The 17,961-nt window shown below is 72.8% G+C and carries 15 protein-coding genes; 11 read left to right on the top strand and 4 right to left on the bottom strand.

Annotated features, from left to right (window positions below; translation table 11 throughout):
- The first annotated feature begins 47 nt into the window (after positions 1-47).
- The 7 genes from ACFC0Z_RS09105 to ACFC0Z_RS09075 all read left to right on the top strand — a co-directional run bounded on the left by ACFC0Z_RS09105 (position 48) and on the right by ACFC0Z_RS09075 (position 10,072).
- Entirely contained in the window at positions 48-1,025 is a 978-nt protein-coding gene (locus tag ACFC0Z_RS09105; protein ID WP_376434382.1) for an ABC transporter permease, read from the top strand.
- 16 nt (positions 1,026-1,041) lie between these two features.
- Positions 1,042-1,989, top strand: a complete 948-nt coding sequence (locus tag ACFC0Z_RS09100; protein ID WP_376434381.1) for an ABC transporter permease — start codon at positions 1,042-1,044, stop codon at positions 1,987-1,989.
- A complete protein-coding gene (locus ACFC0Z_RS09095) occupies positions 1,986-2,951 on the top strand; it encodes an ABC transporter ATP-binding protein (RefSeq protein ID WP_376434379.1) in 966 nt (321 codons plus the stop codon). Before ACFC0Z_RS09100 ends, ACFC0Z_RS09095 begins: the two co-directional genes overlap by 4 nt.
- Positions 2,948-3,961 (top strand): ABC transporter ATP-binding protein, encoded by a 1,014-nt coding sequence (locus tag ACFC0Z_RS09090; RefSeq protein ID WP_376434377.1) that lies wholly within the window; start codon positions 2,948-2,950, stop codon positions 3,959-3,961. Before ACFC0Z_RS09095 ends, ACFC0Z_RS09090 begins: the two co-directional genes overlap by 4 nt.
- Positions 3,958-5,457, top strand: a complete 1,500-nt coding sequence (locus tag ACFC0Z_RS09085; protein ID WP_376434375.1) for a glycoside hydrolase family 32 protein — start codon at positions 3,958-3,960, stop codon at positions 5,455-5,457. Before ACFC0Z_RS09090 ends, ACFC0Z_RS09085 begins: the two co-directional genes overlap by 4 nt.
- A gap of 64 nt (positions 5,458-5,521) precedes the next feature.
- The gene (locus tag ACFC0Z_RS09080; RefSeq protein WP_376434373.1) at positions 5,522-9,121 is read left to right on the top strand and encodes a GH32 C-terminal domain-containing protein; all 3,600 of its coding nucleotides are present in this window, start codon (positions 5,522-5,524) and stop codon (positions 9,119-9,121) included.
- A gap of 3 nt (positions 9,122-9,124) precedes the next feature.
- On the top strand, positions 9,125-10,072 hold the full coding sequence (locus tag ACFC0Z_RS09075) for a carbohydrate kinase (RefSeq protein ID WP_376434371.1): 948 nt from the start codon (positions 9,125-9,127) through the stop codon (positions 10,070-10,072).
- Here ACFC0Z_RS09075 and ACFC0Z_RS09070 read toward each other — a convergent pair.
- From ACFC0Z_RS09070 to ACFC0Z_RS09060, 3 genes are all read right to left on the bottom strand, one after another.
- Entirely contained in the window at positions 10,050-11,339 is a 1,290-nt protein-coding gene (locus tag ACFC0Z_RS09070) for an ATP-binding protein (RefSeq protein ID WP_376434369.1), read from the bottom strand. The two genes, ACFC0Z_RS09075 and ACFC0Z_RS09070, sit on opposite strands and share 23 nt — an antisense overlap.
- Before the next feature lie 144 nt (positions 11,340-11,483).
- On the bottom strand, positions 11,484-11,831 hold the full coding sequence (locus ACFC0Z_RS09065) for a DUF805 domain-containing protein (RefSeq protein ID WP_376434367.1): 348 nt from the start codon (positions 11,829-11,831) through the stop codon (positions 11,484-11,486).
- A 183-nt stretch (positions 11,832-12,014) separates the two neighbouring features.
- Positions 12,015-12,395 carry an SPW repeat protein gene (locus ACFC0Z_RS09060; protein WP_376434365.1) on the bottom strand — a complete coding sequence of 127 codons (381 nt, stop codon included), beginning with the start codon at positions 12,393-12,395 and terminating at the stop codon, positions 12,015-12,017.
- Between the two features lie 316 nt (positions 12,396-12,711).
- Here ACFC0Z_RS09060 and ACFC0Z_RS09055 point away from each other — a divergent pair, with 316 nt between their 5' ends.
- On the top strand, positions 12,712-13,083 hold the full coding sequence (locus tag ACFC0Z_RS09055; RefSeq protein ID WP_376435053.1) for a cupin domain-containing protein: 372 nt from the start codon (positions 12,712-12,714) through the stop codon (positions 13,081-13,083).
- 51 nt (positions 13,084-13,134) lie between these two features.
- On the opposite strand, the gene ACFC0Z_RS09050 is transcribed toward ACFC0Z_RS09055, so the two are convergent.
- On the bottom strand, positions 13,135-14,082 hold the full coding sequence (locus ACFC0Z_RS09050; protein ID WP_376434363.1) for a TauD/TfdA dioxygenase family protein: 948 nt from the start codon (positions 14,080-14,082) through the stop codon (positions 13,135-13,137).
- A gap of 514 nt (positions 14,083-14,596) precedes the next feature.
- On the opposite strand from ACFC0Z_RS09050, the gene ACFC0Z_RS09045 reads away from it, so the two are divergent.
- The 3 genes from ACFC0Z_RS09045 to ACFC0Z_RS09035 all read left to right on the top strand — a co-directional run bounded on the left by ACFC0Z_RS09045 (position 14,597) and on the right by ACFC0Z_RS09035 (position 17,960).
- On the top strand, positions 14,597-15,886 hold the full coding sequence (locus ACFC0Z_RS09045) for an ROK family protein (RefSeq protein ID WP_376434361.1): 1,290 nt from the start codon (positions 14,597-14,599) through the stop codon (positions 15,884-15,886).
- Between the two features lie 76 nt (positions 15,887-15,962).
- A complete protein-coding gene (locus ACFC0Z_RS09040) occupies positions 15,963-16,034 on the top strand; it encodes a putative leader peptide (protein ID WP_329625827.1) in 72 nt (23 codons plus the stop codon).
- A 318-nt stretch (positions 16,035-16,352) separates the two neighbouring features.
- Positions 16,353-17,960, top strand: coding sequence for an ABC transporter substrate-binding protein (locus ACFC0Z_RS09035; protein ID WP_376434359.1), 1,608 nt, complete (start codon positions 16,353-16,355; stop codon positions 17,958-17,960).
- The last annotated feature ends 1 nt before the right edge of the window (position 17,961 follow it).

The following is a 17,961-nucleotide window of genomic DNA, read 5'->3' as shown; positions in this document are numbered from 1 at the left end:
CGGCACCACCGCGCCGGGGCCCCGTGCCCCGAACCGGGAGCAGACCCGTGCGTCTCGTCCTGCGCAACCTGGGCTTCTACCTGATCGCCTTCTGGGCCTCCGTCACCCTCAACTTCCTGCTGCCGCGCTTCATGCCGGGAGACCCCGTCTCCCGCATGTTCGCCCAGGCCCAGGGGACGATGCAGCCCGACCAGATCGCCCAGTTGCAGAAACTCTTCGGTCTCGACGACCGCCCGCTGTGGCGGCAGTACGTCGACTACCTCCACCACGTCGCCACCGGCGACCTCGGCATCTCCCTGTCCCGCTTCCCCACCCCGGTCTCCGAGGTCATCGGCTCCCAGATCGGCTGGACGCTGCTCCTCGGCGTGACCGCCCTGGTCGTCGCCGCCGTCGTCGGCAACGTCCTCGGCATCCTCGCCGCCTGGCGGAGAGGCGGCATCCTCGACTCCGCCTTCCCGCCGCTGCTGATCTTCGTCGGCTCCTTCCCGTACTTCTGGCTGGCGATGGGCGCGCTCTACCTCTTCGGCGTGACCCTCGGCTGGTTCCCGCTGCGGCACGCGTACGACGTCGGGCTCGTGCCCGGATGGAACGCCGAGTTCCTCGCCAACGCCGCCACCCACCTCGTCCTGCCGGCCCTGACGATCGTCGTCGTCTCCGTCGGCGGCTGGATGCTCGGCATGCGCAACACGATGATCTCCACCGCCGCCGAGGACTACGTCACGATGGCCGAGGCCAAGGGGCTCAGCCCCTCCCGGATCATGTTCCGGTACGCCGCGCGGAACGCGATGCTGCCGTCGGTCACCAACTTCGGCATGGCCCTCGGCTTCATGGTCGGCGGCGCCCTCCTCACCGAGGTCGTCTTCGCCTACCCCGGCATCGGCTACCAGCTCCTCGCCTCCGTCCAGGCCCTCGACTACCCGCTGATGCAGGGCATCTTCCTCACCATCACCGCGGCCGTCCTGCTCGCCAACTTCGTCGTCGACCTCGTCCACGTCCGGCTCGACCCGCGCGTCCGCGTCCGCTGAGGAGGGAACCACCGCCATGACCGTCCTCGACACCCCGGACACCACGGGGGCCGTCCCCAGGGAACCCGGCCCGCCCCCGCCCGCGCGGCGCGCCGCCGCAGAGCGCAGAACCCGCCGAGGTCTCGCCCGCCGGCTCCTCGGCGACCGCAAGGCCCGCACCGGACTCCTGATCCTCGCCGTCTTCACGCTCCTCGGCCTCGGCGCCCCGCTCCTCGCCCCCGGCGACCCGTCGCTCATCACCGACCTCGGCGCCACCCCGCCCTCCGCCGGCCACTGGCTCGGCACCACCGCCAAGGGCCAGGACGTCCTGGCCCTCACGCTCTGGGGCACCCGCAGCTCGATGCTCGTCGGCTTCACCGTCGGCATCGCCGCCACGCTGGTGGCGCTGCTCGTCGGACTCTCCTCGGCCTACCTGGGCAAGCTCGTCGACGACCTGCTCACCCTCGTCACGAACGTCTTCCTGCTCGTGCCGGGGCTGCCGCTGCTCGTCATCCTCGCCGCCTTCCTGCCGCCCGGCACCGCGACCGTCGTCCTCGTCCTCACCATCACCGGCTGGGCCGGGTCGGCACGGGTGCTGCGCGCCCAGGCCACCTCGATCCGCGGCAAGGACTTCGTCGCCGCGGCCGTCGTCACGGGCGAACGCCCGTTGCGGATCATGTTCCGGGAGATCCTGCCCAACATGGCCTCGGTGGTGATGACCACCCTCCTCGGCTGCGTCATCTTCGGCATCGGCGCCCAGGCGGGCCTGGAGTTCCTCGGCCTCGGCGACGCCTCCGTCGTCAGCTGGGGCACCAACCTCTACTGGGCCGGGAACGACGGCGCCCTCATGACCGGCGCCTGGTGGGCCTTCGTCCCGTCCGGCCTGTGCATCGCGCTCGTCGCCTTCGCGCTCTCCCTCGTCAACTACGCGGTCGACGAGATCACCAACCCGCGCCTGCGGTCCCGGCGGAAGGGGAAGAAGTGAACGTCCTCGACGTCCAGGGCCTGCGGGTCGAGTACCGGAGCGACGGCCGGAGCGTCGTCGGCGCCGACGACGTCTCCTTCTCCATCGGCGCGGGCGAGATCTTCGGCCTCGCGGGTGAGTCCGGCTGCGGGAAGTCGACCGTCGCCAACGCGGTCATGCGGCTCCTCAAGCCGCCCGCCGAGATCACCGCCGGGCGCGTGGGCTTCCAGGGCCGGGACGTCCTCGCCATGGACGCCCGCGAACTGCGCGGCTTCCGCTGGCGGGAGATCGCGATGGTCTTCCAGTCCGCGATGAACTCGCTCAACCCCGTGCTCACCATCGGCGAGCAGATCGGCGACATCTTCACCACGCACGAGAAGCTCCGCAAACGCGCGGCACGCGAGCGCTCCGCCGAGCTCCTCGCCCTCGTCGGCATCGGCCCCGACCGCCTGAAGGCCTACCCGCACCAGCTCTCCGGCGGCATGCGCCAGCGCGTCGTCATCGCCATGGCCGTCGCCCTCAGGCCGAGCCTGCTCATCATGGACGAGCCGACCACCGCGCTCGACGTCGTCGTCCAGCAGGAGATCATGGCGCAGATCCGCGAACTCCAGCGCGCGCTCGGCTTCTCCGTCCTCTTCATCACCCACGACATGTCCCTGATGGTCGAACTGTCGGACCGCATGGGCGTGATGTACGGGGGCCGGCTCGTCGAGGTGGCCCCGGCGGACGAACTGTTCGCCCGGCCCCTCCACCCGTACACGGAGGCGCTGATGAACGCCTTCCCGCCGCTCACCGGTCCGCGCCGGGAGCTCTCCGGGCTCTTCGACTCCCCGCGCACGGAGGACAGCTGCGGGTTCCACGCCCGCTGCCCCGACGACCGCGCCGACTGCTCCACGCGCATCCCCGACCTGCGGGAGATCACCCCGGGCCGCTGGGCCGCGCTGACGAGGGACCCGGAACGCACAGGAGGCACCCCCCGATGACCCTGCTCCAGATCCGGGGCCTCACCAAGGACTTCCCCGTCGGCACCGTCTTCTCCCGCCGCCGCGTCCGCGCCGTGAACGGCGTCGACCTCGACCTCGCCCCCGGCCGCATCACCGCCCTCGTCGGCGAGTCCGGCAGCGGGAAGTCCACCATCGCCCGCTGCCTCGCCCGCCTCGAACAGCCCACCTCCGGGCAGATCCTCCTCGACGGCCGGGACGTCCTGCGCACCGAGCGGCGCCGCGCCTCCCGTACGTACCGGGGCACGGTCCAGATGGTCTTCCAGGACCCCTTCGGCTCCCTCAACCCCGTCCACCGCATCGAGCACTTCCTCACCCGCGCCCTCGTCCTCCACGGCCACCCCGCCGACCGGGGACGGCTCGCCGCGCTGATGGAGGAGGTCGGACTGACCGCCGACATGCTCGACTCGTACCCGCACGAACTCTCCGGCGGCCAGTGCCAGCGCGTGGCCATCGCCCGCGCCCTCGCCGTCGAACCGAGCGTGCTCCTCGCCGACGAACCGACCTCCATGCTCGACGTGTCCGTCCGCGTCGGCGTCCTCAACCTGATGCGGCGCCTCCGCGACGAGCGCGGCCTGTCCATGCTCTACATCACCCACGACCTCGGCTCGGCCCGCTACCTCGCCGACACCACGTGCGTGATGTTCGCCGGCGAACTCGTCGAAGGCGGCGACGCGCTCGCCGTCATGGACGCCCCCGCCCACCCGTACACCCGCCTGCTGCTCTCCGCCGTGCCCGACCCCGAGCGCCGCACCGGCTACGACAAGGCCGCGCGCGCCCGGCTGCGGGCCGCCGTCCTCGCGCCCGAGTCCTGCCCGTACGAGGACGGCACCTGCGACGCCACCACACCCGTACGCCATGTCGTCGGCGAGGACGGGGGACAGCCGCACTGGGTGCGCTGCCACCTGTACCCGCCCGCCCAGGAGATCGCCCACCGGGTGCTCAAGACCGCCGACGACGCCTCCCCGGAAGCCGAGAACCCCGCCGCATGACACACGACCTGATCGCCCCCGTCGCCACCCCCGCTTCCGCCCCCGCCTTGGCCGACGGCCTCGCCGAGCGGGCCTTCCGCGACCCCCACCGGCCCCGTTTCCACTTCACCTCGCCCGGCGGCTGGCTCAACGACCCCAACGGGCTCACCCACTGGAACGGCGTCTACCACCTCTTCTACCAGTACAACCCGCTCGCCCCCGCCCACCACCGCATCCACTGGGGCCACGCCACCAGCGTCGACCTCGTCACCTGGACCGACGAGCCCGTCGCCCTCGTCCCCGGCACCACGGGACCCGACCGCGACGGCTGCTGGTCCGGCGTCCTCGTCGACGACGGGGGAGTGCCCACCCTCGTCTACTCCGGCCGCCACGGCGACCGCGAACTCCCCTGCGTCGCCACCGGCAGTCCCGACCTGCGGCACTGGACCAAGGACCCCGCCAACCCCGTGATCGCCGCGCCCCCGGCGGGCGTCGACGTCACCGCGTACCGCGACCACTGCGTCTGGCGCGAGGGGGAGGTCTGGCGCCAGCTCGTCGGCTCCGGCGTCCGGGGCCAGGGCGGCACGGCCTTCCTGTACGAGTCCCACGACCTGCGCGACTGGCGGTACGTCGGCCCGCTCCTCACCGGCGACGCGAGCCACGGCACCCCGGCCGACCTCGACTGGACCGGCACCATGTGGGAGTGCGTCGACCTCTTCCGGGTCGACGGCACCGACGTCCTCGCCTTCTCCGCCTGGGACGAGGGCACCACCCACCACCCCCTGTACTGGACCGGCCGGTACGAGGGCGACCGCTTCACCCCCGGCGCCCTCCACCGCCTCGACTACGGCCGGAACTACTTCTACGCCCCCCAGTCGACCCGCGACGCGCGCGGCCGCCGGATCATGTTCGGCTGGCTCCAGGAAGGCAGGGGCGAGGAGGCCACCGCCCGCGCCGGCTGGTCCGGCGTCATGTCCCTGCCCCGCCTCGTCACGAAGGGCGCCGACGGGGCCCTCGCCCAGACCCCCGTACCCGAACTGGTCCGGCTCCGCCGGGACCACGTCCACGGCGACCCGGAGGCCGTCCGCGGCGACCAGCTCGACCTGGAACTGAGCCTGCGCCTCGCCGCGGGCTCGACGGTACGGCTCGGAGTACGGGAGACCCCCGACGGGGCCGAACGCACGGTCGTCGAGCTCACCCGCGACCCTTCCGGAGCCACCGGCACGCTCCGGCTCCACCGCGAGACGAGCAGCCTGGATCCCGACACCGACCGTGCTCCGCGCCACGGAGACCTCCCCTTCGGCCCGGCGGGCGAGGTCGAACTCCGTGTCCTCGTCGACCACTCGGCCCTGGAGATCTTCGCCAACGGCCGCGCCCTGACGGCCCGCGTCTACCCGACGCGCCCGGAGGAGGCGATCGGCATCTCGCTGGAGACGGCGGGCGACGCCCAGGTGGAACGCCTGGACGCCTGGCACATGGCCCCGATCGAGTCGGCCCCGCGGGCGCTCTGGCCGTAGGCGGGCCGCCCCACCCCTGTTCGCATCCGTACAAGCGCCACCCCACCGCCGAGGAGGCCTTGCCATGTACTCCCCACTCAGCCGCCGTTCCCTGCTCCAGGCAGGAGGGATCGCCCTCCTGCCCACCTTCCCGACCGGCGCGGCCGCGGCCGCCGCTCCCGTCCCGCTCCCCGCGCCGCGGGGGGCCTCGGAGCCCCCGGCCGCCGGGTCGCCACTGCCTGACCCCCTTCCGTACAAGGGAAGTTGGCTGCGTACGGCCGACGGTGGGCAGCGGGCCACCGCCACCGCCGGGGCCGCGCTCGCCATGACCGAGCACCGGATCGGGAGCCGGGCCGGCTGCTCCGTCCGGGTCGTCGCCGACCCGGCGACCCCGCAGGCGCGGGGCGCGCTCGTGCTGCGGGCCACGCCCGACGGCGCCGAGGGGTACGCCGTGCACCTGCGGCCGGCCACCGGCCAGGTCACGGTCACGGACCTCGCGGACGGCGCGACCCTCGCCACCGGGGCGGCCGGGGCGGGCGAGAACCTGGAGGCCGTCTTCGACGGGCCCGCCCTGACCGTCCTCGTCGACGGCCGTCAGGTCCTCGCCGTCGAGAACCTCCGCCACGCCTCGGGTCACGTGGGCCTGCTCGCCACCGACGGGACGGTCACCTTCGGGCCGCTCCGCGCCTGGGCCGTCTCCACCGACCTCTCCGGCTGGACCGCCACCGGCGGCGGCAGCTGGACGCCCACCCCGCTCGGCCTCGCCGCCGACGCGCCCGCCGACGTCAACATCAGGAACGTCGCCGCGGACGAGTCCCACGACACGGCCTTCCGGGCCGACGTCCTCGTCCACGACCCGTACGCCCTCGCCACGCTGCTCCTCCGGGCCGACGCCACGGGCAGCCGCGGGTACGCCGTCGAAGTCGACCCGAACCAGGGCCGGTTGCGGCTCTACCGCATCGACGGCAACACCACGCTCGGCACGTACGCGACCCCCGTCGCGACCGGCACCGTCCACCGCCTGAGCGTCGTCGCCGAAGGGCGCCGCCTGCGCGTCCACTGGCAGAGCGACTTCCTCCGGCCCGACGGATACGACCCCGTGATCGACGTCGAGGACCCGGCCCCGGCCCCGCACCTCTCGGGCCGCCACGGCCTCCTCGCCTACAACGGGCGAGTGTCCTTCGGGAACATCACGGCGTCCGGCCCGCAGGCCGAACTCCCCGGCGCCACCACCCTCTCCGGCACCTGGACCCGCGACCTGAAGGGCCTGCGGGGAGAGAACGGCGTCCGGGTGGCGCCCGCCCCGGCCGGACCGGACCTCGTCGCCTCCGCCGACGTCCGCCTCGCGGGCGCCGGAGCCGCAGGCCTCCTCGTGCGCGGCCACGAGGTCGTGCTCGACCCCGCCGCCGGAGCCGTACGACTCCTCGACCACGCGCGGCGGACCGTGCTCGCGACCGCGCCCCCGCCCGTACGGCCCCTGCGTACCGGGACGGCCTTCCGCGTGGAAGTCCACCTCCTCCAAGGGGAGTTCACGGTGTACGTCGACGGGGTCCAGACCCTCCGCGCACCAGCGACCGCCACCGGCGACACCGTCGGCCTCGTCGCGACCGGCGGCGTCGCGTACCTCGACGACGTGTACGTCTCCGACGCGCGCGACCACTTCACCGAGCCGTACCGCCCCGCCGTCCACCACTCCGGCCGCGCCGGGCTCGCCAGCGACCCCAACGGGCTCCTGCACTTCGACGGCGAGTACCACCTCTTCCACCAGGACGAGGGCCGCTGGGCCCACGCCGTCTCCACGGACCTCCTGCACTGGCGCTCCCTCCCGCACGCCCTGCCGTGGAACGCGTACGGCCACTGCTGGTCCGGCTGCGCCGTCGTCGACACCGCCGACGCCTCGGGGCTCTTCGGCGGCACCCCCGGCCTCATCGCGTACTACACGAGCTACCACCCCGACAAGATCGGCGGAAACCAGTCCGTCCGCGCCGCGTACAGCACGGACCGGGGCCGCTCCTGGCAGTGGTACGGCGGGGCCGAGCCGCTCATCGGCAACCCCGGCGGCCCGCAAGGGGGGTGGGACTTCCGCGACCCGAAGGTCGTCAGGGACGAGGCCCGCGACCAGTGGGTCATGGTGATCTCCGGCGGCGACCACGTCCGCTTCCTCACCTCCCGCGACCTCCTGCACTGGACGTACACGAGCTCCTTCGGCTACGGCGACTGGACGGCGGGCGGCGGGGTCTGGGAGTGCCCGGACCTGTTCCCGCTCGCCGCCGACGGTGACCCCGCCCGAACCGTCTGGGTGCTCACGCTGAGCACCGGAGCATTCCGTGCCACCGACGGCTCCACCGCCCGCTACCTCACCGGAGACTGGAACGGCACCGCCTTCACCGCCCACCAGGCGCCCGGACCCGCGCCCCGCAGCGACCACGGCCGGGACTTCTACGCGGCCATCAGCTTCGACAACATGCCCGACGGGCGCAGGGTCTGGCTTGGCTGGACCACGAACTGGGACTACCCGTTCAGCGCCCCGACCGGACCCTGGAACGGACAGCACTCCGTCCCCCGCGAACTCACCCTCACCGAGGGCCCGAACGGATACGTCCTCCGGCAACTCCCCGTCCCCGAAGCCGCGTCACTGCGCACGGGCACCGTGATCCGCCAGGACCTCGTCGCCGGAACCGGCATGCCCGACCCCTGCTCCGGGCTCACCGGCACCACGTACGAGATCGAGGCGGAGCTCCGGCTTCCCGCCACCGGTGCCGCCACGAGCTGCGCCTTCCGCCTGCGGACGAAGGCCGGGCAGGCCACCCTCGTCGGGTACGACGCCGTCCGCGAGCGCCTCTTCGTCGACAGGACGGCCGCCGGACGCGCCGAGTTCACCCGGTACTTCGCCGGCCGCACCGAGGCCCCGCTCCCCGCGACGTCCGCCCCCGACGGCAGCCGTACGGTCCGGCTGCGGATCCTGGTCGACTCCTCCTCCGTGGAGGTCTTCGGCGGCGCGGGCGAGGCCGTGATCACCAGCCTGGTGCTGCCCGACCCCGACGCCGTCGGCATCGCCTTCACCACCGAAGGCGGCACCGTCGGCATCGTCCGCCTCGCCTTCCACCGGCTCGCGTCCACGTGCAGACTCACCGACACCCTCCCCGCCCTGCCCGCCGCCCCGCCCGCCGGAGAGTTCCGCACCGACCTCGGCTCCCTGACCGCCGTTCCCGCGGGGCACTGGGAGCCGACCGGCGCCGGGCACACCGCCGTCTTCGACCGCGACAGCGACGCGATGTCCACGCGCCGCTTCGCCGACCTCGAACTCGCCACGCTCCTGCGGCTGGGCGGTCCTGACGGCACCACCCGGGGCGCCGCCTCCCTGATCTGGCGGGCCTCGTCCGACGGCGCCGACGGATACGTCCTCAACGTGGACCCCGACCTGCGGGCCTTCCGGCTCGTCGTCCGGCGCGGCGGCGCCTTCGAGGACGCGGCCGCCCTCGCCCGCGTCCCCGCGCTGCTGCGGCACGGCACGACGTACCATCTCCGGGTCGTCCACCAGGGCACCCGCGTCCAGGTCTTCCTCGACGGGAACCGGATCATCGACCACACCGACCAGACGGCCGCCTACGCCGCCGGTCACGTCGGACTGAACGTCTTCGGCGGCCGGGCCGGCTACCAGGACACCTACGCCAAGGAGCTCTGACCCATGTCCTTCCTGGTGATCGGCGAGTGCGTCGCCGACATCGTCCGCGCCCCCGCCGGGTCCGGCGCCGCCGACCGCGTCCACCCCGGCGGCAGCCCCGCCAACGTGGCCTACGGCCTCGGCCGCCTCGGCCGGGAGGTCGCCCTCCTCACCCAGCTCGCCGACGACACGAACGGGCGGCTCATCGCCGAGCACCTGAAGGGCGCGGGCGTACGGGTGCGGGTCGGCGGCGCGCCCGCGCGCACCCCGTCGGCGGTCGTCGGCCTCGACGAGCGGGGCCAGGCCACGTACACCTTCGACATCGCCTGGACGTGGGAGGCGGACCCGGCACCGGAGGCGCCCGCCCCCGGCCTCACCCACGTGCACATCGGGTCGATCGCGGCCGTCACCGAGCCCGGATCGACGGCCGTGCTCGCGGAGACCGCGGCACTGCGCGACCGGGCCACGGTCAGCTACGACCCCAACGTGCGCGTCGAACTGATGGGGGAGCACGCGGAGGCCGTCGCGCGTGTCGAGCGGTGTGTGGCCCTCAGCGACCTGGTGAAGGCGAGCGACGAGGACCTCGCCTGGCTGTACCCGGGCGAGAGCCCGGAGGCGGTCGCGGAGCGGTGGCTCGCCCTCGGCCCCGCGCTCGTGCTGGTCACCCGGGGCGCGGACGGGTCCCTCGCCGTCACCCGCCGCGAGACGGTCCGCGCCGACGCCCCGGCCGTCGCCGTCGTGGACACCGTCGGAGCGGGCGACTCGTTCATGTCGGCCGTCCTCGACACCCTCGCCGGGCGGGGCAGGGAAGAGCTCGGCGCGCTCGGCACCGACTCCCTGACGGAGCTGCTGCGCCGAGCGGGCGCGGCGGCCGCCGTCACCGTCTCCCGCGCCGGCGCCCAGCCGCCCGACAGGGCCGAACTGGACTCCGCCTGTGCGGAGTTCGCCCTCAGGTCCGGGCGTGCGTCGTGATGTCCGAGGCGAACTGGTCGACCATCGCGGGGGTCACCGTCGGTCGGCACTCGCCGATGGCCGCCAGGTAGTCGGCCGTGCTCGCGCCCGGGGCGGGGGCGTCGGCGGCTCGGCCGGGCACCGAGACCAGGTCGCGTTCGAAGGACGCCTGGGCCGCGATGCGGGCCGCGTGTTCGATGTCCGCCGGAGTGAACTGGTCGCTCGCCAGGACGAGTTCGTCGACGTCGACCTCCGGCCGCCCGTCCGTGTAGCGGGCCCAGATCGCCGCGCGGGCCGCCTTGTCCGGCGTACCGATCGGGATGAGGTAGTCGAAGCGGCCCGGCCGCAGGAACGCCGGGTCGAGGGAGCGGATCGAGTTGGTCGCGCAGACCAACAGCCGCTCGTCCCGCTCCCTGAACCCCGGTATCAGCTTCAGGAGTTCGTTGGTCACGCCGTGCATCCCGCCGGGCTGCGCGGGCTCCGAGCGGACCGGGGCGATCTCCTCGACCTCGTCGATGAAGACGAGGACCCGCTCCAGCTCGGCGATCCGGGCGAACGCGGACCGGAGGGCGGCGGCGAGGTTCCCCTCGTCGGCGAGGCGGGACGGCAGGATCTCCACGAACGGCCAGCCCAGCCGGGAGGCGATGCCCCGCGCGAACGTCGTCTTGCCGGTGCCGGGCGGGCCGAAGAGGCAGACCGCGCGCGGCGGGCGCACGCCGTGCCGGGTGGCCCGCTCGGGCTCGGCCAGCGGCAGCACCACCCGACGCTCGATGAGGTCCTTCTCGCGCTCCATCCCGGCGACCTTCGCCCACAGGTCGCCCGGCAGGAGCCGCCCGCCGAGGTCATCGAGGAGCCCGGCGGCCGGGCCGTGCAGGGGCTCCACCTTCTCGAAGTAGGCGACCGCCGGCTGGCGGGTGTACCCGGCGTTGAGCAGGCCCTCGCCGAGCAGCTCCTCCTCCGGGAGGACGTACGCGATCCGCCCGACCCGGGCGGCCACGAGCCGCCGTTCCAGCTCCACGAGCAGCGCGCTGGCGAGGCCCCGGCCGCGCCACGCGGACGAGATCGCGACCCGCATCACCCAGGCCCGCTCGCCGGAGACGCAGGCGAGCGCGGCGCCGATCGGGACGCCCTGGTGGACGGCGACGACGGCCGGCTGGCGGGTGGTGAGGGCCCCGATGCACTCGGCGAGCGAGAAGACGGACTCCTGCCCGAGCTCGGCCGTGGTGTCGATGAGATGGACGACGGCGGCGAGATCGCTCTCGCGGTAGTCGTGGATGTGCCAGTTCACGGGTGGTACCGCCCCTCGTTGGTGCCGTTCGGGCCGAGGCTAGGGGCGGCCGGGGAAGCGGGTCGTGCGCCGCCACGCACAAGCCGGTACGGCGAATTGCGCCGTACCGGCTCTATGCGTGGGCCCGCGTGGATCGGGTACGTGTCACGCGGCCTTGGGGTCGTTCCCGTAGGCGTTGGCGTGCCGCTCGCCCTCGAGGACCGTGAAGACGAGCAGGACGATGGGGCCCACGAGGGGCACGAAGGAGATCAGGTACCACCAGCCCGAGCGGCCCGTGTCGTGCAGACGGCGGACCGTCACGCCGAGCGACGGCAGGAAGGTGGCCAGGAAGTAGATGCCGACGAGCAGCGGGTACGTCTCCAGAGTGAAGTCGATGATCGCGAGCACGGCCACCACGATGAAGGTGAACAGGGAGTACATCCAGTACTCCTTGCGGCGCGCGCGTCCGCCGAAGTCCGCGTATCTCTTGAGAACGTCGAAGTACCAGTTCATTTTTCCCCCCGAGAAGTCGAGTCCCGTGGAGGGAGTTTTGCGCAGAACCGGACCGCTGAAACCGTCGGGAGGGCAACAGTTGCGCGGCGGCGATGATCCGTTGTGGAGGTTCTCCGTAGCGCCACGCGGAACAGCGGCATCCCTGGGAAGGGAGATGCCGCTGTTGTGGGAGGGGTCAGAACGTCATGTCCTTCTCTTGCTCATGAGCAGTCCGCCGGCCGTGAGCGAGAACAGACAGACGCACGCGCCGGTGATCACGTTGCTCAGGATCATTCCGGTGTCGGGGTTACGCGTGACCACCCACGGGGCGACGATGAGCCACGCGCCCAGGAGCAGGACGACGAAGTTCAGGTCCTGAGACCGTTCCGGGGCCATCGACATGCACAACCCGAGCGCCGCGATCGAGAGTCCGACGACCAGGTTGGTGAGGGCGAGTTCGGGGCGGGCTGCGGAGAAGTGGACCGTCCACGCGGAGATCGCGGCGTAAAGTCCGGCGAGGATCACGAGCTCCTCCACCGCCGCGACACCTCGGGTCTGGAGAACGCGGGCGTAACGGTCCCGCATTTCCGAGGCATCCGGGTGTCCCGCGATATCACCGGGACGGTGAGAGACGTCGGCCATACGACTCGCCTCCTTCTGGCGTCATGCGTATGCGACCGCAGTGCGGCATTTCCTTACCGCTGCTTCATTGTGCGCTTATCTGGTCTTTATGTGTAGATCTGTCCCATGGTCGAAGCGCACAGAAAATTCGGTGCGCATATGCGCGGAATCACCAAAGGGAAAAGGGATCTTCCCGGGCGCTCCGGCGGAGCGCGAGCCCCGTCCGGCGTAGCCTGGAAGAGGACTCGGGGCCCGACCTCCTTCACGCCGGGAGAGCATGATGGCCGGCATCGTCAGAAAGAGCTTCGATTCAGCGGACGAGACCCGTCCCTTCGAGGACGGAAAGGGCAGGCTCGACCTGCTCAACGGCTCGCGCGGCGCGGTCGGCCGCGCGGTGTTCGAGCCGGGCTGGCAGTGGTCCAAGCACGTGAAGCCGATCGTCGGCACGGACAGCTGCCAGGCCTCGCACGTCGGGTACGTCGTCAGCGGCAGGATGAAGGTCGTCATGGACGACGGGGACACCGTCGAGTTCGGCGCGGGCGACTTCATGGAGGTCCAGCCCGGCCATGACGCCTGGGTGCTGGGCGACGAGCAGTGCGTGGCCCTCGACTGGGTGGGCTTCGGCGACTACGCGCAGGCTCCCGGCAAGTGACGTCCCTCCCGCCGCCCCTCGCGGGGGCGGCGGTGGCGCGGGACGGTGCCGTCAGGCGTTGGCGGTCGAGGCGCCCGACACGTCGCCGAACGGCGGGGTCGCGATCTCCTCGGGGGACAGGAGCACCGAGGTGGCGCCGTCCACGCCGACCGGCAGGTCGCCGTCGATGGTCACGCGGCGCAGCTTGCGCTCGTGGTCGTCGGAGTCGTCCACGCCGTAGTGCTGCGTGGCGCGGTTGTCCCAGATGGCCACGTCGCCGACCTGCCACTGCCAGCGCACGGTGTTCTCCGGGCGCTCGATGTGGGACTGGAAGAGCTCCAGGAGGGTGCGCGAGTCGCTGCCCGTCAGACCGTTGATGCGCTGCACGAAGTTGCCGAGCAGCAGGGTGCGCTCGCCCGTCTCGGGGTGCACGCGGACGACCGGGTGCTCCGTGAGGTACTTCGTCGAGACGAAGATCTCGCGGTACTGCGCGAGCGCCTGCGGCGGGACGCCGGGGCGCAGGGCCGCGTAGTCGTAGTCGTTGGAGTGCACGGCCCGCAGGCTGTCGGCGAGGACGCGCAGCGGCTCGGGGAGGTGGGAGTACGCGGTCGCCGTGTTGGCCCACAGGGTGTTGCCGCCGTACGGCGGGATGACCACCGCGCGGAGGATCGAGAACGCCGGGTAGGACGGGACGAAGGTGACGTCGGTGTGCCACTGGTTGGCGCGGGCGCCGTGGTCCGAGTCGATCCCGAGCGAGTAACGGCCGTCGGCGGCCGGGACGGTGGGGTGGGCCACGGGCGTGCCGAGGAGCTTGCCGAAGGCCTCGTGGGACTCCTCGTCCAGGTGCTCCTGGCCGCGGAAGAAGACCACCTTGTGGGCGAGGAGCGCGGCGCGGATCTCGGCGACGGTTTCGGCGGGGAGGTCGCCGCCGAGGCGGACGCCCGAGATGACGGCGCCCAGACGTCCGCCGAGGCGCTCGACGGTGACGGTGGTGGCGGGGGTCGCGGTGGCGGTGGACATGGTGGGGCCTGCCTTTCGGAGTTCCGGGCGTGCTCGCCGGAGTTGGTGTCTCGGAATTAATCTCGGAGCGGAAGTAATCAGGTGACGGGAAGACGCCGTGGGCGGTGGCACAGGACTGCCGGGAGCGTGGCGGCGCGGAAGAGCGGCGCGGAGAAGCGAAATGGGAGACGCGCGGGCCTTGTCGGCGGCCCGCGGGGTATCGCGGGGGATCGCGAGGATCAGGCGCCGGAGACGGCGGGACACGAGGAGGTCGCGAACATGTCCCGGAGCCTCGCAGCGCCCGCCGTCGGCCGTCAAGCACCGGCCCGCTCCCCGAACCGCCGTCCGCGGTGGTTGAATCGGCGCCTGCCCGCGGCCGCCGAACCGGCTCGCCGCACCCTGCCGAACCCGCCACGACCAGCGGTTTCGTACGGAACAGGGGCCGGAGTCACGGCACTTCGGGCAGGTCCCGCCGCCCCGCCGACCGAGGCGCCGGGAATTCACACCACCGCAACAGTGACGCAGAGAGGCACCCATGACGACCTCCTCCCACGCTCCCCGGATGGCGGGCGACGGCCGGCGCGAGGCCAACGCCGCCACCGTCCTGCGGACCGTCCTCGACCACGGCCCGGTCGCGCGCGGCGCCGTCGCCCGCCTCTCCGGCCTCAGCCCCGCCGCCGTGTCGCGCCAGACCACCGACCTCACCCGCCTGGGCCTCCTGCGCGAGCTGCCCGGTCCGGCCGGCGGCGGGGGAGTGGGACGCCCGCAGATCCCCGTGGACCTGCACGTCGGCGCCACCGGGGGGCCGGTCGTCGGCGGGGTCCATCTCGGCGTGCCCGGATCGACGTTCGGCCTCGTCGACCTCCGGGGCCGTGTCCTCGCCCGACGCTCGTACGCGCACGACGGCGCCGCCCCCGCAGGTCGTGCCCCTGGCGCCTCCGGGGGCCCCGACATCCCGGGCGGCCCCGACGGCCTCCCCGCCGCCGTCGCCCGCGAGCTGCGCGAGTTCCTCGACGAGCACGCCCGGGGCCGCCCGCTGCTCGGGGTCGGCGCGGCGGTCGGCGGCTGGGTGGACCCGGCGGCCGGGGTCGTCGTCCGGCACGACGCCTTCGGCTGGCGGCGCCGGCCGCTCGCCGCCGAACTCGCCCGGGGTCTCGGCGGCCACACCGTGCGCCTCGACAACCACGCCCGCTCCATCGCCCAGTCGGAGATCCTCTTCGGACGCCCGGAGGCCCGCCGGAGTCTCGTCCACCTCTTCGTCGGCAACGTCGTCGACGCCGCCGTCGGCCTCGCCGGAGTGGTGCACCAGGGTCCGGGCGCGGCCGCCGGCGACGTCGCCCACCTTCCCGTCCCGGACTCCACGGTCCCCTGCCCGTGCGGACGTTGGGGCTGCCTGGAGGCGACCGCCTCCAACACGGCGCTCGCGCTCACCGCCGTGCGGCGCGGGATCGTCCCCGAGCCCGACACCTCCCTCGTGGTGGACGCCGCGGCCGCGGGCGACCGGCGCGCCGACCGGCTCCTGCGCGAGCGGGCCCGGGCGGTGGGCCGCGCCGCCGCCCTCCTCCTCGACGTCCTCAACCCCGACCTGGTGGTCGTGACCGAGCAGGCGAGCATCATCGAACCGGCCTATCTGGAGGAGATCCGGGGCGCCGCGATCGACCTCTCGCACGTCTGCGACGACCCCGAACGGATCGTCAGTCCACATGCCGGACCGGCCGCGTTGCCCGTCGCGGCGGGCACCGTACTGCTGAATTCCCTGTTCAGGACGCCTCTCCAGGCCGTGGAGGAGCTTCTCGGTGGGGTGGACCGCCAGAGTCTGGGCTGAGGGCGTCTCATCATGCGGGCATGCCGTGTTGACCGTCCCACGAAGCCGCTGTCATATTGCTCCCGTGAATCCGGACATGCGCCTCATCTCCCGCAGGCACGTCGACCTCTGTCGACAGGCCAGTGCGGTCTGTGCCGTCCGCGTCTGACCTCACGCCCGGCCCCGTCGAGCTGAATCCCCGCTGACCAGGCCGTACTTCCCGACCTGACGCCGTGCGTCGGCCGCTTTCCCGTTCCGCCCGGCGACCTCCCTCGGTGTGCCACGGCCTTGTCGGGCCGCGCCGCGCGTCGGGCCGTCCCGCGTACCCGCACCGCCCGTCCCGCGTACCCGCACGAAGCACGGCGTACGACGCACCACCCGTGCCGCGGCACTCCCTCACGTACTCCCCGCCGCCCCCTTTCCTTCCTCAGCGGAAGGAAACAGGGGTGCGCCGCGGGTCTCCCACCTCTCCCTCAGGCAGGCAACGATGACCGAGTCCACCACCTCCACGCCCTCCACCCCCACCCGGCGCACCACCCTGCGCGCGGCCGGCGGCGGCGCCCTGCTCCTCGGACTCGGCCTCACGGGCTGCCGTTCGGCGGTCTCCGACACGCCCGCCCCGGCGGCCAAGGGCAAGGACGCGAGCGCGAGCGCCGAGCCCCGGCGCGGCGGCACCCTCTCCATCGCCGCCAACGCCGACTTCACGCCGAGCCTGCTCTTCGCCCAGAGCGCCCAGACCCTTCAGCACCGGCTGATCTACAACACCCTCACCCGCTACGACGACCAGCTGAAGCCGCAGCCCGAACTCGCCACCTCGTGGGAGTACGCCAAGGACGGCCGCAGCATCACCCTCAAGCTGCGCACCGGTGTGACCTTCCACGACGGGCGGCCGTTCACCGCCGACGATGTCGTCTTCGCGGTGAAGAACCTTCAGAACCCGCTGCGTGCCGCACAGTTGAGGGCGACGGCCGCCGCCGTCACCGGCTTCGAGAAGCGCGGCGACCACGAGCTCGTCCTCAAGCTCGCCCACCCGGTGAACAACCTCTTCGACCTCTTCGAGTTCATGATCATCACCGATCCGAAGACCGTAGAGTCCGCCGTCACCGGCAAGCAGCTCATCGGCACCGGCCCCTTCAAGCTCACCAAGTGGAGCCCCGGCACCGGCCTCAGCCTCACCCGCAACGACGCCTACTGGCAGCCCGGCCGCCCCTACCTCGACGGCGTCGAGATCCGTGTCGTCCCCCAGGCCGACGCGCTCCTCTCCTCCCTGCGCACCGGACAGACCCAGCTCTCCTACAGCGTCCCCGGGAAGAACCTGCCCGTCGTCGCCCAGGCCCCCGACCTCGCCATCAGCGAGTACGCCACCGGCGGCGGCGCCGTCTACCTCGGCGTCAACACCTCGGTCGCCCCGTTGAACGACAAGACCGTCCGCCAGGCCCTCGCCTGGGGCGTCGACCGCGAGCGCATCGTCAAGCAGGTCCTCGGCGGATACGGCCTCGCCTCCGCGACCCCCTGGCCCAAGTCCTCGCCCGCCTTCACCGAGGCCGGCCGCACCCACTACACGTACAACCCCGGCAAGGCCCGCGAGCTCCTCAAGTCCGCCGGACACACCCGCCTCGACCTGCCGCTCCTCCACGTGAACCTGCCCGGCGAGACGGCCGTCGCCGAGGCCGTCCAGTACGACCTGCGGCAGATAGGCGTCCACGTCACCCTGGAGCCCGTCGACTCGGCGAACGCCCAGAAGAAGCTCATCTCCCAGACCATGCCGGCGCTCTGGACCATGAGCCACGGCTTCGCCCAGGTCCAGCCCTCGACCCTCGCCGTCAGCGCGTACCCCTTCAACGAGGCCAAGAACACCTCCAAGTTCCGCTCCGCCGCCTACACCAAGACCGTCCGCGAGGCGTGGACCGCGCCCGCCGAGGGCCCGCGCGCCAACGCGCTGCGCCAGAGCATCACCGACACCCTCCTCGACGAGGCCTTCATCATCGACCTCGCCATCCGCGGCTCCGTGCAGGTCACCGCCAAGAAGCTGCACGGCGTCACGGTCAACAAGTTCACCTATCTCAACCTCGACGACGCCTACCTGGCCGGCTGAG

The organism is Streptomyces sp. NPDC056144 (assembly GCF_042264145.1).
Lineage (GTDB): Bacteria > Actinomycetota > Actinomycetes > Streptomycetales > Streptomycetaceae > Streptomyces.
The sequence above is the reverse complement of the archived record's forward strand: the minus strand, read 5'-3'. Positions and strand labels throughout refer to the sequence as shown.